Origin of the sequence: Luteibacter sp. 9133 (genome assembly GCF_000800155.1) — a bacterium.
GTDB classification, from domain to species: Bacteria; Pseudomonadota; Gammaproteobacteria; order Xanthomonadales; family Rhodanobacteraceae; genus Luteibacter; species Luteibacter mycovicinus.
Genome location: NZ_JUHO01000001.1, coordinates 1,031,829 through 1,045,704, shown reverse-complemented (window position 1 = coordinate 1,045,704; position 13,876 = coordinate 1,031,829). Strand labels below are relative to the sequence as shown.

The 13,876-nt window shown below is 65.1% G+C and carries 12 protein-coding genes; 2 read left to right on the top strand and 10 right to left on the bottom strand.

The window, feature by feature from the left end; all coding sequences use genetic code 11:
• Positions 1–111 precede the first annotated feature (111 nt).
• On the bottom strand, positions 112–1,563 hold the full coding sequence (locus tag FA87_RS04480; protein ID WP_036115368.1) for a bifunctional 2-methylcitrate dehydratase/aconitate hydratase: 1,452 nt from the start codon (positions 1,561–1,563) through the stop codon (positions 112–114).
• A 291-nt stretch (positions 1,564–1,854) separates the two neighbouring features.
• Between FA87_RS04480 and FA87_RS04475 the strand changes: the two genes are divergently transcribed.
• Positions 1,855–2,532, top strand: a complete 678-nt coding sequence (locus FA87_RS04475; protein ID WP_036115371.1) for a TerC family protein — start codon at positions 1,855–1,857, stop codon at positions 2,530–2,532.
• A gap of 87 nt (positions 2,533–2,619) precedes the next feature.
• On the opposite strand, the gene FA87_RS04470 is transcribed toward FA87_RS04475, so the two are convergent.
• From FA87_RS04470 to FA87_RS04445, 6 genes are all read right to left on the bottom strand, one after another.
• The gene (locus FA87_RS04470) at positions 2,620–3,474 is read right to left on the bottom strand and encodes a hypothetical protein (RefSeq protein ID WP_239708983.1); all 855 of its coding nucleotides are present in this window, start codon (positions 3,472–3,474) and stop codon (positions 2,620–2,622) included.
• 153 nt (positions 3,475–3,627) lie between these two features.
• Positions 3,628–5,019: an acetate kinase gene (locus tag FA87_RS04465; RefSeq protein WP_197062361.1), complete on the bottom strand. Its 1,392-nt coding sequence runs from the start codon at positions 5,017–5,019 to the stop codon at positions 3,628–3,630.
• Between the two features lie 3 nt (positions 5,020–5,022).
• Positions 5,023–5,559, bottom strand: coding sequence for a hypothetical protein (locus FA87_RS04460; protein WP_043692651.1), 537 nt, complete (start codon positions 5,557–5,559; stop codon positions 5,023–5,025).
• The gene (locus tag FA87_RS04455; protein ID WP_043692648.1) at positions 5,556–6,239 is read right to left on the bottom strand and encodes a C39 family peptidase; all 684 of its coding nucleotides are present in this window, start codon (positions 6,237–6,239) and stop codon (positions 5,556–5,558) included. The genes FA87_RS04460 and FA87_RS04455 overlap by 4 nt, the downstream gene beginning before the upstream one ends.
• Positions 6,236–6,568, bottom strand: a complete 333-nt coding sequence (locus FA87_RS21085) for a hypothetical protein (RefSeq protein ID WP_239708979.1) — start codon at positions 6,566–6,568, stop codon at positions 6,236–6,238. The genes FA87_RS04455 and FA87_RS21085 overlap by 4 nt, the downstream gene beginning before the upstream one ends.
• A gap of 120 nt (positions 6,569–6,688) precedes the next feature.
• Positions 6,689–7,636 carry a hypothetical protein gene (locus FA87_RS04445; RefSeq protein ID WP_036115382.1) on the bottom strand — a complete coding sequence of 316 codons (948 nt, stop codon included), beginning with the start codon at positions 7,634–7,636 and terminating at the stop codon, positions 6,689–6,691.
• Between the two features lie 307 nt (positions 7,637–7,943).
• Here FA87_RS04445 and FA87_RS04440 point away from each other — a divergent pair, with 307 nt between their 5' ends.
• Entirely contained in the window at positions 7,944–9,962 is a 2,019-nt protein-coding gene (locus FA87_RS04440) for an NADPH-dependent 2,4-dienoyl-CoA reductase (protein ID WP_043692646.1), read from the top strand.
• A gap of 159 nt (positions 9,963–10,121) precedes the next feature.
• Here the strand turns inward: FA87_RS04440 and prpC are convergent, their stop codons facing one another.
• The 3 genes from prpC to FA87_RS04425 form a co-directional block, all read right to left on the bottom strand.
• Positions 10,122–11,276, bottom strand: coding sequence for a 2-methylcitrate synthase (prpC, locus tag FA87_RS04435; RefSeq protein WP_036115388.1), 1,155 nt, complete (start codon positions 11,274–11,276; stop codon positions 10,122–10,124).
• A gap of 12 nt (positions 11,277–11,288) precedes the next feature.
• The gene (gene prpB / locus FA87_RS04430) at positions 11,289–12,176 is read right to left on the bottom strand and encodes a methylisocitrate lyase (protein ID WP_043692643.1); all 888 of its coding nucleotides are present in this window, start codon (positions 12,174–12,176) and stop codon (positions 11,289–11,291) included.
• Between the two features lie 77 nt (positions 12,177–12,253).
• On the bottom strand, positions 12,254–13,867 hold the full coding sequence (locus tag FA87_RS04425; protein ID WP_043692641.1) for an alpha/beta hydrolase-fold protein: 1,614 nt from the start codon (positions 13,865–13,867) through the stop codon (positions 12,254–12,256).
• Positions 13,868–13,876: the final 9 nt, after the last annotated feature.

The window sequence follows — 13,876 nt, the reverse complement described above, 5'->3', positions numbered from 1 at the left end:
CATGCCGTCCCTCGCTTTGATACCCCTTCAACGGGCGGCGGCAGTTTAGCAAAAATCAAACAATTGAACACGTGCTAAAAACCGCCGTTCATACTTGAGTCACGGCCATTATCAAGCCGTGAAGAGCGTCATGAACTCGTGAATGGGCATCGCGTCCAGCTTTTCGGCCGACGAAGTGACCTCGAGAACCCGCTCAACCCGCTCCGCAGGCCACTCGGCACGCAGCGCTGACTCGAATTTCTTCAGCAGGACCGGAATGCCTTCGGCGCGACGCTTACGGTGTCCGATCGGAAAGTCGATCGAAACCTTTTCGGTTTTCGACCCATCCTTGAAGAAAACCTGCACCGAATTGCCGATGTAGCGCTTTTCAGGGTCGAAATAATCCTTCGTGAACTGCGGATTCTCGACCACGGTCATTTTGTCGCGCAGGGCGTCGATACGGGGATCGGCGGCGACGGAGTCGTTGTAGTCGTCGGCCGTGAGACGGCCGAAAATCAGCGGCACGGCGGTCATGTACTGGATGCAGTGGTCGCGGTCGGCGTAGTTGGCCAGAGGGCCCGTCTTGTCGATGATGCGAACGCCGGCCTCCTGGGTCTCGATCACCACCTTCTCGATCTGATCGATGCGGTCGGCGACCTGGCCATGCAGCGCCATGGCGCACTCGACCGCCGTCTGAGCGTGGAATTCGGCCGGGAAGCTGATCTTGAACAGCACGTTCTCCATGACGTAGCTGCCGAACGGACGCTCGAACTCGAACGCGTTGCCCTTGAAGGCCACGTCGTAGAAGCCCCAGGTCTTCGCCGTGAGCGCCGACGGGTACCCCACCACGTTGCGGTAAACCGCGTTGATGGCGTGCGTGACGGCGCGCCGGCAGGCATCGCCGGCGGCCCAGCTCTTGCGCGGGCCGGTGTTCGGAGCGTGGCGATACGTGCGCAGGGCGCCGTTGTCGATCCAGCTGTGCGAGACCGCCGTGGTGATCTGCTCCTTGTCGCCGCCCAGCATGGCCGTGGCGACCGCCGTGGACGCCAGGCGCACGAGGATCACGTGGTCCTGGCCGACGCGGTTGAAGCTGTTTCTGAGGGCGTAGCAGCCCTGGATCTCGTGCGCCTTGATGGCGTAGCCCAGGACGTCACGCACGGTGAGCGGCTTGCCGCCTTCCTTCACTGCCTTGCGCGAGAGGTAGTCGGCAACCGAGAGGATGGCACCGAGGTTGTCCGAGGGGTGGCCCCACTCCGCCGCGAGCCAGGTGTCGTTGAAGTCGAGGTAGCGGATCTGGGTGCCGATGGCGAACGCCGCCTGCACCGGGTCCAGCTCATGCGCGGTGAAAGGCACGCGGGTACCGCCCGGCATCACGGCACCGGGAACCAGCGGGCCGAGATGCTTGACGCAGTCCGGGAACTTCATCGCGAGCGCCGAGCAGGCCAGCGAGTCGAGAAGCATGTAGCGCGCGGTGTCGTAAGCCTCCTGCGAGTCGATCTGGTAGTCGGCCACGTAGTTGGCGATGTCCACCAGCGGCTGGTCCGGATCGGGACGCGTGGCGGAACGGATGTCGTGTGCGCTCATGGATTTCACTCGCGAGGGGTTGGGTTAGCCGCCGATTTTAACCGGTGCCCCCGGGGGAATGTCTTGCCGCAGTGCATCCCAAGCCGCACAATGCACCCCACTACCAACCCGAAGGGGAGTAGTTCCACGGAGTCCCCGGGCTTCGTGCGCGACGGTCGTCAATACGGGTGCCCCACGCACCCCGGTCGTCGCGGTGGCTTCCGTGCCAGGAACGAGACTTTTGTGGTGACGACGGGCGCGCGTACCCGTTGCCGCCGCATTCGATCTCACCACGCGCGAAGGCCACCCAGCATGGATTTCCTCACCCCCGAATTTTTCTCCGGCCTCGCCGCCATCATCCTGCTGGACCTGGTCCTGGCGGGCGACAACGCGATCGTCATCGCCCTGGCGGCGCGCAACCTGCCTAAAGAGCTCCAGAAGAAGGCCGTGTTCTGGGGCACCTTCGGCGCCATCGCCCTGCGCATCCTGCTGACCTTCGCGGTCATCTGGCTGCTGAAGCTGCCTGGCCTGATGCTGGTCGGCGGCGCCCTGCTCATCCCGATCGCGTGGAAGCTGCTCAAGCACGACGACCACGACCCCGAGGTCAGCGCCGCGTCGGGCTTCTGGGCCGCCATCCGCACGATCGTCGTTGCCGATGCCCTGATGGGCCTGGACAACGTCCTGGCGATCGCCGGGGCGGCCAAGGGCCACATGGGTCTGGTCGTGCTCGGTCTGGCCATCAGCGTGCCGCTGGTGGTCTGGGGATCGACGCTCATTCTGAAACTGATTGAGCGCTTCCCTGTCGTGATTTACATCGGAGCCGCGGCCATCGCATGGACGGCGGCGCGCATGATCGCCCACGACGGTCTGGTGGCCCCCTGGTTCGATGCACGCCCCTGGGCGCCGTGGCTGCTCGACGCCGTGCTGGTCATCGGTATCTGTGGCGGCGGATGGCTCCGGGCCCGTCGCAACGCGGCGAAGCACGCCTGAGCTCTGAAAAAAAACGGGCCGCCCGAAGGCGGCCCAGGATTCCCCCCGGCGAGGCGGACGGCATCACGCCGCCCGCCAACCGGCTGGTCAGAAGCGGAAGCGGACGTAAGCGGCCGGTCCGTTGAGCTTCATGTCGAGGTCCAGGTCGTAACGGCTCTTGTCCTGGTTGAGCTTGATGCGGGTATAGGCGTATTCCGCACCGAAGCCGACGTTCTGCCACGGGAACCATTCGAGGCCGAGCGCGACGTCATAGATATGGCCGTTGAGCGAGCCACCGTTCTTCTTCACGCCCGACGCATTGAGGTACATGCGGAGCTGATCGCTGAACGCGTGACGCCAGCCGATCTGCAGGTTGGGCGCCCAGGCGTTGGTCTTGGTGGAGTTGCTGCTGGAGAAGTTCTGGCCGAATGCCGACGCGTTCGCGTCGATGCTGGCGTCGATCTTGTAGTACGCCGCGCCCAGACCCAGACCGAACACGTCGTTGCCCGTGCCGAACCACCACTTGTAGGCGGCGCTGCCGAAGGTGAACTTCAGGTCGCCCTTGACCTGCGCGGCCGCGCTGATCGGGTTGCCGAGGAAATTGATCTGCTCGTCCAGCGACTTGGAGTGCGAACGATCGACCTCGTAATAGTCGAACGCGAAGCCCTGGTGGGCGCCGATGAGGAAATCGAGGCGGACGCGCGGCACCGTCTTGTGCTTCTTGAAGTCGAGATCGTCTTCGAGATTGACGTCGCCGCTGGTGTTCAGAATGCCGGTCTTCGCGCCGATCGTGGTGTCATTGTTGGTGTAGTAACCACCGACCCAGACGCTCACGTTATCGAGAGCCGGCGACTGCGACTTCTTCTCGCTGTCCTGCGCATGCGCGGCCGCACCGAAGGCGGCGAGCGAAGCGATGGCAAGACCCGCGGTGAACTTGCCGTAACGATTGTGACCAGTGCGCATGAACAAAACTCCCTGCAAATGTTTCAAGATTGTTAGTAACCCCCGTTTGAAATCTTAACGAACGGTTGTGTGTGCGCGGCGTGCACGGGAACCTTCGCGTGTTTGAAACGCGAGGCTTTTTTCCATGAAATTCAGGTGAAATTGCGACCGGCGTCACAAGGTGACGGGTAGGCGAACCGTAATCGTCGTATCCGGCGTATCGCGGGTAACACCGACACCGAGGGTGACGTTGAGCGTTTCTTTCGCGTTGTAGCGATACGAACCGCCGATCAGGAGCGACCCCAGCGTGGCGCGCGCCGATCCCGGCAGCGGATGCCCGTTCCGCTCCGTACGGGCAACGAAGGCCTGGTCGTAGCCGATACTGATCGACGCCTTTTCATTGAGTGACAGGCCCATGCCCACGCTGATATCCGCGATATCGCCCGCTTTCACGTCGCCCAGAAACTGCTTCCCGGCAAGCAACACGTTGCGGCTGACGTTCTTCCGCTCGAAGTTGTGCAGGTAGCTGACGTTACCGAAGAACACGACGGGATCGGACGGATACAGCCACGTCAATCCCAGCTGCGCCGAATAGAAGCCCGACCCGGTCGGACTCTGCAACGGAAGCCCGGTGCCCGTGACATTTTGTACGCAGCGCGTCACACAGTCGCTGGTGACGTCGAACGGATCGCGGCCGGTGCGCGACTTTGCGCGGAACCAGCCGATGTAATACGGCTTGTCCGCACCGCCGTCGTTGATCTGGTAGCGCAACGTGGCCTCCACGTCGCCGATACCTTTGCCGCTGGTGGTAAAGAGGTTGTCCTGCGCCATCCCGGTGAAGATCTCCCGGCTGATCGTGTCGGTGTGCGTGTCCACGTAAGGCACGCGTATCTCCAGCTCCATGCGGTTGGTCAGGCCGTAGCGAAAGGCCAGCGCCCCGGTCTGCGTGGTCGTCTTGACCTGGCGCACATCGACCAGGCCGATGAGGATCGCGGGAATGACGGTGTAGCCCACCAGCGCCACGCGGTCGCTCGATGAATAACCGTACTGGTAGGACGGTTCGATGATGAGCTTGCCGCGTGGCGTGAGCACACCCGGCTGGTCGAAGATGGGCGCGACCTCGGGCGGCCGCTCGTCCTCTTCGGGTCGCTTGCCGACCGGCTGCGTCGCTACCGTCTGCGGGGATGTCGCCACCAAGGGAGTCGACGGCGGAAGCCCGCCGGACCGGTCCTGCGGCAAGGGTGCCTGTGCATCCGGATCAGCGACCGCCAACGATCCGCCGCGTGCGTCCTCCAGTGCGTTCAGGCCGATCGCCTTGCGCAGGTCGTTGTACTGCACCTCCTGCGACGCCAGCTCGCGCTTCATCTGCTCGAGCTCCGCCAGCTGCTCGGCCATGCGGCTGCGCATCGCGTCGATCTTCCGTCCCTGCGATTCGATCTTCTCGCGCAGCGCCGGATCCACCGCGGATTCCTGCGCGAGGCACGCGCCGATCCACATCGGCAGAACCGCAAGCGCCAGGGCGCTCGCGCACGTTTTTGCCTGCATCACCCTGCCATTGCGATACATGCGTCAGTTCCCCCGAGATTGAATCACCGCATCGTTGACCGACTCCGCCACACGCATGTTCTGCAGCATGCGTGCCGTGTTCACGGACGCATCGATCGTCGTGTTGGCCGTGATGGCCTGATTGTCGAGCGAGTTCTGGATGACGAGACCCGGCGTTATCGAGTTCGGCAGGACCGCGGTGACGACCGCCGCGGTCGCTGGCGCAGGCGACACCGCCGGCGACTGACTCCCGATGCCACCGGCACCATTGGTGATGACCATCGTCTGCAGCGCGCTCTGCAGCGCCGTCGCCTGATCGTGGGTGATCGCGGCGACGTCCGGCACCGAGATGGTGGTGCGCAGCGCCTCCATGCCATTGATGAGTACCGTGCGCTGGAGCGCGAACGACACCTTGAGGTTGTCCCCGAGGTCGAAACCGCCGCGGATGCGGTCCAGCTCGGCGTCCGCCACGGCGCGATTTACCGGAAAGTCCACTGCGTGCGCGCTGGCGCAGGCAAGTGCGCACGCGATCGGCAGCCGCCGGAAAAGTCGGGTGTTCATATGTCCCCCGGTCCGCGCTTGGGCATCACGATCGGCGCGAGCCCGTTTCGCTCGATACCCCCGGAGATCGGTGCCGCGGGAGCGACCGCCCAGTCACGCGGACTGTTGAAGATGGCGCGGTCGCGTTCGTTGTGAATGACGAAAACGATGTGATTGGTCCACATCGCGTCGAAACGGCGCCTGGACATCGAGCGCGTTCCGCGTGCCGGGTCGCCGACCAGGACACGTCCGGCCTTGTACCCTTTCACCACCACGAAATGGTGATACCCGCGCTCGTTGATCAACACGATGGCAGGGATGCCGTCGACGTCCAGTTTGTCGAGCGGGACGTCGAAACCATCCGCCTCAAAGCCGCGCGACGCGAGGAAGCGTTTGATGTCCAGCAGGGAGAATCCCTCGCGACCGATCTTCGCGCGGTCGCCATTCGCGTACATCACGTCGAACGCGGATTGCTCGTCGACCGGATAACCGTACTGATACGTAAGCAACGTCGCCACTGCGGCCGATCCGCAGCTGAAGTCGTATTTCTGTCGGATGGTGTTGCGGAACCGCGCTTCCTTGAGGCTCGTCAGCCGGACCGGATACGACGTACCCTGCCCGGTCTGCACATCGGCCTTCATCGCGCTGACGGCGGGAGCCGGGAGCATGACGAGCAGGGCCAGCGCGCAGACGATCTTCATGGATTCATCCGCACGTTGACGATCGTGGCATTCTGGATCAACACATTGTTGCCGGAGTTCTGGATCACCGTGGGCAGGCCCGCCGCGTTGCCGAACGCGCTACCGGACACAATGTTTCCGCCGCTTACGGTGTCCCGTGCCTCCGTGTCACTCATCGTCCCGTTGAGGGTCTGCTGACTGACGTTGTTGGTGACGTTGCTGCCGCCACTCATCGCCTTCAGCGTGTCGGCGGGGACCGCCGCGCCAAAGCCCGGCGGTGGCGTTTTTTCCGCTGGCGGCGCGGCCATCGCCGCTCCGCCGGCAAACGCGATACCGATGAAACTCAGCACCGCGCACCTTCGATACCGGTATTGCTGCCACATGGGTGCTCTCCTGAAGGTCGTTCGATGTCCCTTCGGATCGCCACGGAGCGACACGCGCCCCGTGGCTCCCTTTGCCCACCCGATGCGTCAGGGCGACGAGCCCACGCTGAGATTGGCCTGAACGTTGACACCCTGCTGGATCAGCGACGCCGCGCCGCTGTTCTGCGCAAAGTTCGAGATGCCCGCCGCTGCCGCGCCCGCACTGCCCATGCTATTGGCCATGCTGAAGCTGCCCGCGTCCGCCATCGACGTACCGCCCGCGCCGCCCGCGCCACCGGTCGCGCCGGAACCCGCACCGCCCGTGCCGTCACCCGCCGCCGCGCCCGCACCTCCGGCGCCCGCGGCGGACGTCGCCGTGCCGCCCGCGCCGCCCGTTCCTGTCGATGCGCCACCCGCCGCCATGGCCGTGGCATCGCCCGACGTGCCCGCGCCACCGGTGCTCGCGCTCGCGCCACCCGTGCCGGCCGTGGAACCACCCGTCGGCGCACCGCCGCCCGCGCCGCGAGACCGCGCGGCACCGCCGTCACCGTTGGAGTTGCCGCCGTTGCCGGAGGCGTTCCCGCCTGCCGATGCGGTCAGGGAGCCCGCATCGCCACTGCTGGACGACGCACTGCCGTCGCCGCCGACCGCGCCGCGCGCACGCGCGTTGCCGCCGCTGCCGCCAGCTCCGCCGTCGCCGCCATATCCCGTGGCCCCGTAGCCGGCGCCGCCGGATCCACCGCGTCCACCTGCCGCGGACCCGTAGTTATAGGCGTTGTTGCCGATGCCACTGACGGTGACGCCGCTCACACTGCCATTGAGCGTGGTGTCGGAAATGGCATTTGTCGTGTTGTACGAACCCCATGTGGTGTTCGTCGTCGTGTTGCTGTGAGTCGAGCTATCGGAATAGGTCGAGCTGTCCGAGTACTGGTACGCCGTCGAGTTGCGTTGGGCGGTGGCGCCCGCTGCTCCGGTCTGGCTGCTGTCCTGGGCAACGGCCGGCAGGGCGAATCCGAGAGCGAGGCAGATCGCCGTGGCAATGAAGGTCTTACGCATGGGAAAGTCTCCTGTGAGCGACGCGAAACCCCTGTTTTCGTCGTGATCGCCGGGCGCCCTGCCAACGCGCCGGGTGATAAGGCGGAGCAAGTTGCGTGCCTTGTGTCGTCGCTTGCACGAGACCCTGTTCCGAGGCGGCTTCGGGCGCTTTTCGCACCTGAACGGAAGACGCGATTTGTAACGGCCGCGATACACGCCGTAACGCCCATGGGTTAGCCCGGTCCGCGTCGGTCATTGCTGCGCCCGCCCTTGCTCCGCGCCCCCGATCCGGTAATCATTCGAACGATCGTTTGAACCGGATCCGACCGTGTCCTATCCCCACCTGCTCGCCCCGCTCGACCTCGGCTTCACCACCCTGCGCAACCGCGTGCTGATGGGCTCGATGCATACGGGCCTGGAGGACAAGGCGGCCGACTACGACAAGCTGGCGGCTTTTTTCGCCGAGCGTGCCCGTGGCGGCGTCGGCCTGATCGTCACCGGCGGCATCGCGCCCAACATCCAGGGCTGGCTGAAGCCGTTGTCGGGAACGATGTCGATGCCCTGGCACGTGGCGCGCCACCGCAAGGTCACCGCCGCCGTCCACGCGGAGGGCGGCAAGATCTGCATGCAGATTCTCCACGCCGGTCGCTACGCCTATCAGCCGTTGTCCGTCGCGCCATCGAAGATCAAATCGCCGATCACGCCGTTCACGCCGAGGGCGCTCGGCACACGTGGCGTCGAGCGCACCATCGACGCCTTCGTCCGCAGCGCGAAGCTCGCCCGCGACGCTGGCTACGACGGCGTCGAGGTCATGGGCTCCGAGGGCTACCTCATCAACCAGTTCCTGACCGCGCGGACCAACAAGCGCACGGATCGCTGGGGTGGCTCGGCGGAGAATCGCATGCGCTTCCCCATCGAGATCGTTCGGCGTATGCGTGAGGCGGTAGGGAAGGACTTCATCATCATCTACCGGCTCTCGATGCTCGACCTCGTCGACGATGCGCAGCCGTGGGCGGATATCGTCACGCTCGGCAAGGCCATCGAAGCCGCCGGGGCGACCATTATCAACACGGGCATCGGCTGGCACGAGGCGCGCATCCCCACCATCGTGACCAGTGTGCCGCGTGGCGCCTTTTCATGGGTCACGCGCCGCATGAAAGGCGAAGTCGGCATTCCGCTGGTGACCACCAACCGCATCAACATGCCCGATGTCGCCGAACGGATTCTTGCCGACGGCGATGCGGACATGGTGTCGATGGCACGCCCCCTGCTCGCCGACCCGGAGTGGGTGAACAAGGCGCGCGCCTCACGCCCGCAGACCATCAACACCTGCATCGCCTGCAACCAGGCCTGCCTCGACCACGTGTTCGAGAATCGCCGCGCGTCGTGTCTGGTCAACCCGCGTGCCTGCCATGAAACCGAACTGAAGATTCTCCCCACCACCGCGAAAAAACGCGTCGCCGTGGTAGGCGCCGGTCCGGCGGGACTCGCCGCCGCCACGACACTGGCCGAGCGCGGACACGCCGTCACGCTGTTCGATCGGGCCCACGAGATCGGCGGTCAGTTCAACATGGCCAAACGCATTCCGGGCAAGGAAGAATTCCAGGAAACCCTGCGCTACTTCGATCACCGCCTGACGGAAACGGGCGTCACGCGCCAGCTTGGCGCCGATGCCAGCGTGGACACGCTGGCGGCCGGAGGATTCGACACCGTGATTCTCGCTACCGGCGTGTTGCCCCGCCCCTTGTCGATTCCCGGAGCCGATCATCGCAAGGTGCTCAGCTACCTCGACGTGCTTCACGGCAATGCGCCGGTCGGCGGCAAAGTGGCCGTGATCGGAGCCGGCGGTATCGGCTTCGATGTCTCCGAATTTCTCACCGAAGAAATCCCCTCCCCCACCACGGACATCGCGCGCTGGACGAAGGAGTGGGGCGTCGACATGACGATGGCGACGCCGGGAGGATTGATGCCGGCGCAGCCTGAGAAGCCCGAACGCGACGTGTGGCTGCTGCAGCGCAGTGCGGGACGCCCCGGCGCCCGTCTCAACAAGACCTCCGGCTGGGTGCACCGCGCGACGCTGAAGAACAAGCGCGTGAAGATGATCGGCGGCGTGACCTATGAACGCATCGACGATGCCGGACTGCACGTGATCATCGACGGACAGCCGCAGGTGCTCGAGGTGGACAACATCATCGTATGCGCAGGGCAGGAGCCGAACCGTGCCCTGCACGATGCGTTGCTGGAGCGCGGTATCGACGTGCGACTCGTCGGTGGCGCGGATGTCGCGGCCGAACTGGATGCCAAGCGGGCGATCGACCGGGCGACGCGGATGGCGGCGGAGATCTGAGGTTGTCCGCGGGGTAGCCGGGGCGCGGCGTCATCGCGCTGTCGGCCTTTCGCGCGCAGGGCGCGCTCCTACAATGCGGCTCTCGTAGGAGCGACAACGCGGCTTTGGTAGGAGCGCCCTGCGCGCGAATCAATAACGACGCGGCAATGCCGCCTCGATTCAGCGCTTCTCGATCGGCGTATACACCTGGTCTTCCGGCCCCGTGTAATTCGCGCTCGGACGAATGATCTTGCCGTCCTGACGCTGCTCGATCACGTGGGCGCTCCAGCCCGACGTACGCGCGATGACGAACAACGGCGTGAACATCGCCGTCGGCACACCCATCATGTGGTACGCCGACGCCGAGTACCAGTCGAGGTTGGGGAACATCTTTTTCAGATCCCACATCAGCTTCTCGATCTTCTCCGACACCTCGAACAGACGCGGATTGCCACCGTCGGTGCAGAGCTTGCGCGCGATTTCCTTGATGATTTCGTTGCGCGGATCGGACACGGTGTACACCGGATGCCCGAATCCGATGATGATCTCCTTCCGCTCCACGCGCGCACGGATATCGGCTTCCGCCTCACCGGCATCGCGGTAGCGCGCGATGATTTCCATCGCGACCTCGTTGGCACCGCCATGCTTGGGACCGCGAAGCGCACCGATGGCGCCGGTGATGGCCGAATACATGTCCGAACCGGTGCCGGCGATGACACGCGCCGCGAACGTGCTGGCGTTGAACTCATGCTCGGCATACAGCACCAGCGAACGGTCGAGCGCGTGCGAGTGCAGATCGCTCGGCTTGCGACCGTGCAGCAGATGCAGGAAGTGCCCGGCGATCGAGTCGTCTTCGGTCTCCGTCTCGATGCGCTTGCCGTTGTGGCTGAAGTGGTACCAGTACAGCAGGATCGAACCGAAGCTCGCCATGAGACGATCGGCGATGTCGCGCGCGCCCGTCACATTGTGATCGTCCTTCTCCGGCAGCACGGTGCCGAGCACCGACGCACCGGTGCGCATCACGTCCATCGGGTGCGTGGCCGCCGGCAGCAGTTCCAGCGAGGCCTTGACGGGCGCAGGCAAACCGCGCAGGCGCTTCAGCTTGGCCCGATAGGCGTTGAGCTCCATCCAGTTCGGCAAGACGCCATGGACGAGAAGGTAGGCCACCTCTTCAAACGAGCCCTTCGCGGCGAGGTCATGGATATCGTAACCACGGTAGTGCAGGTCATTGCCGCTGCGGCCGACCGTGCACAGCGCGGTATTGCCGGCGGCGATGCCGGACAATGCGACGGATTTCTTCGGCTTCGGGCCGGTGGTGGTTGCGGTGTCGCTCATGAGTGACTCTCCTTAACCCTTCTTAGAGAACAGCGCGTCGAGGTGACGCTCGTATTCGTGGTAGCCGATGCGGTCGTACAGTTCTTCGCGCGTCTGCATCGTGTCGATGACGTTGCGCTGGTGACCGTCGCGGCGGATGCTGGTGTACACGTTCTCGGCGGCCTTGTTCATGGCGCGGAACGCGGAAAGCGGATACAGGACGATGCCGACGCCGACACTCCCGAGCTCTTCGGTGCTGAACAGCGGCGTCTGGCCGAACTCCGTGATATTGGCCAGCACGGGCACGTTGACCGCATCGACGAAATGCTTGTACGTCGGCAGGTCGTAGGCGGCCTCGGCGAAGATCGCGTCGGCGCCCGCTTCCACGCAGGCGATGGCACGGTCGATGGCGGCATCCACGCCGAGCACGGCGATGGCATCGGTGCGCGCGATCAGGAAGAAGTCCGGATCGGTCTTCGCATCGGCGGCGGCCTTGACGCGATCGGCCATTTCCTCGGTCGTGACGATTTCCTTGCCGGGCCGGTGACCGCAGCGCTTCGCGCCGACCTGGTCTTCGATGTGGCAGGCCGCGGCGCCGAACTTGATCAGGCTTTTGACGGTGCGCGCGATATTGAACGCGCTCGGGCCGAACCCCGTGTCGATATCGACCATCAACGGCAGGTCGCACACGTCGGTGATGCGACGCACGTCGGTGAGTACGTCGTCCAGCGTGTTGATGCCCAGGTCGGGCAGGCCCAGCGAACCCGCCGCCACACCGCCGCCGGAAAGGTAGATCGCGCGAAACCCGGCGCGCTTCGCCAGCAACGCGTGGTTGGCGTTGATCGCGCCAATGACCTGCAGGGGCTGTTCCGCCGCAAGCGCGGCACGGAAGCGGCCGCCGGCCGAGGGAAGCTGCGCCATGAAACTCTCCGGGGCAAAGACCGGCATTTTAGCCCAGCCCGTGGTGAAGGCCTTGCTGCGTCGCGGCGTGACAGGCCTCAACCTCCGGGCTTGCCCTGCCCCGGCCGCGCTACCCCGTACATCTCCCAGGCGATCTTCTTCAGCAACGCCTGCCGGTCATCCCCTTCGGTATAGAGGTCGAAATGCGTCTTTCCGGGCAGGAACCGGAAATCGCTCTTCGCGTGCAGGCCGTCGAGCGTGTCCTTGAGCAACTTCGCCGACCCATCGAGGTAGAACGTGTCGGCCGTGCCGACGATCAGATGGATCTTTCCGTCCAGGTCGGGCCTGAGCGACGGCCACTGTGTGCGCATGCGCTGGGCGATGTCGTAATGGTCGCGCCAGTACGCGACGACATTCGCATCGATCGCGCCGGTATCGCGATTGAACATCGGCTGCGGCCGTCCGTCGGCGCCGCGCGGCGAGAACACCCACTCGAACGATGCCAGCTGGCCACCATAGGCGCCGAGCACGCGCTCGAGATGCGCGAAGGTCTCGAACGTGGCGATCACCTTGCCCTTGTCGCGGATCAGGGGGTACGGCGTGCCATCCGCCGCTTTATAGGCGTTGGCGTGGGGCGCGTAGAGGTCGATGCCGGTGAAGTCGTGGAAATCGCTCGGATCCGGAGAGGTCGACCAGGTGCCGCCGAACACCTTCGGATAACGCGTCTGCAGCCACAGCGTGGCCCAGCCGCCGGACGAATGGCCATTGAGGAAGCGACCGCTCACCCTGGCGTCCATCTTGTAGCGGGCCTCCAGCCACGGGATGTATTCCGTGGTCAGCGCCTGGCCCCAGGGGCCGTTGTTCACCGAATCGGCGAATTCGTGCGTACCCGTAGGACCGGATTCATCGAGCAGGACCCAGATCATCGGTGGCATCTGCTTGTTGGCCATGGCCGACCATACCGACGCGATGGTCCCCGTGAACCGGTCGAAGCCACCCCCGAAGCCGTGTGTCAGATAGACCGTGGGATAACGTGTCGAGGCTTTGGGGTCATAGCCGGGCGGCGTGAGGACCCAGGCACGGATCGACAGGGGGCGACCGGCGAAAGCCGTCAGAGCGGGACTCTCGAACACCTCCGCATGCGCATGCTTGCGCGCCTCGGGCAGCGCGTCGCGGATTGCCTGCGGTGCCGCCGGCGGCAGGTTCCAGGGGTCCTTCGCGGGCACGGTGGTATCGAGAGTGAGCGTGGGCAGGCTACCGCCCGGCGTCAGCCTGACGGCCGTGACCGGGCTGATCAGATCGCCGGCATGGCGTCCGCTGTAGTTGTAGTCATGCCCCACGTCGAGCACGGCCTGGATAAGGTAATCGCCTGAAGGAAGGCTCGAAAAGCCCGCGGGGAACGCCTCGCCGTCCGTGTCGAGATCGACCGTCTGGCCGCCACCGATCCAGCCGACGTCCCTGGCCGCGACCGACACCGCGGTCGGCTGGAACGGGTTGGTGTCCACTTCTTCCGCCTTGCCGTCCTTCGCAGCCGAAGCGGGCATGGCGAACAGGATCAGGCGGCCGGAAGTGCCCTGGCTTGCCGCCGGCAGGCCGACGCGCACGACGCGATGCGCCAGCGGCGCGCCGTCGGCATGAACGACGGAGGCAGCGCCCGCGAGAAGGGCCAGCGCGAGCACCGCGCGAGCCAACGAAACCTTCGACATGTTCATCCCCTTTTC

Excerpts from the sequence above, each read along its gene's own strand:
- FA87_RS04455 (WP_043692648.1), bottom strand. The coding sequence starts at position 6,239 with ATGAAGATCGTCTGCGCGCTGGCCCTGCTCGTCATGCTCCCGGCTCCC.
- FA87_RS04470 (WP_239708983.1), bottom strand. The coding sequence starts at position 3,474 with ATGCGCACTGGTCACAATCGTTACGGCAAGTTCACCGCGGGTCTTGCC.
- FA87_RS04460 (WP_043692651.1), bottom strand. The coding sequence starts at position 5,559 with ATGAACACCCGACTTTTCCGGCGGCTGCCGATCGCGTGCGCACTTGCC.
- FA87_RS04425 (WP_043692641.1), bottom strand. The coding sequence starts at position 13,867 with ATGAACATGTCGAAGGTTTCGTTGGCTCGCGCGGTGCTCGCGCTGGCC.
- FA87_RS04480 (WP_036115368.1), bottom strand. The coding sequence starts at position 1,563 with ATGAGCGCACACGACATCCGTTCCGCCACGCGTCCCGATCCGGACCAG.
- FA87_RS04475 (WP_036115371.1), top strand. The coding sequence starts at position 1,855 with ATGGATTTCCTCACCCCCGAATTTTTCTCCGGCCTCGCCGCCATCATC.
- prpC (WP_036115388.1), bottom strand. The coding sequence starts at position 11,276 with ATGAGCGACACCGCAACCACCACCGGCCCGAAGCCGAAGAAATCCGTC.
- FA87_RS04445 (WP_036115382.1), bottom strand. The coding sequence starts at position 7,636 with ATGCGTAAGACCTTCATTGCCACGGCGATCTGCCTCGCTCTCGGATTC.
- prpB (WP_043692643.1), bottom strand. The coding sequence starts at position 12,176 with ATGGCGCAGCTTCCCTCGGCCGGCGGCCGCTTCCGTGCCGCGCTTGCG.
- FA87_RS04465 (WP_197062361.1), bottom strand. The coding sequence starts at position 5,019 with ATGTATCGCAATGGCAGGGTGATGCAGGCAAAAACGTGCGCGAGCGCC.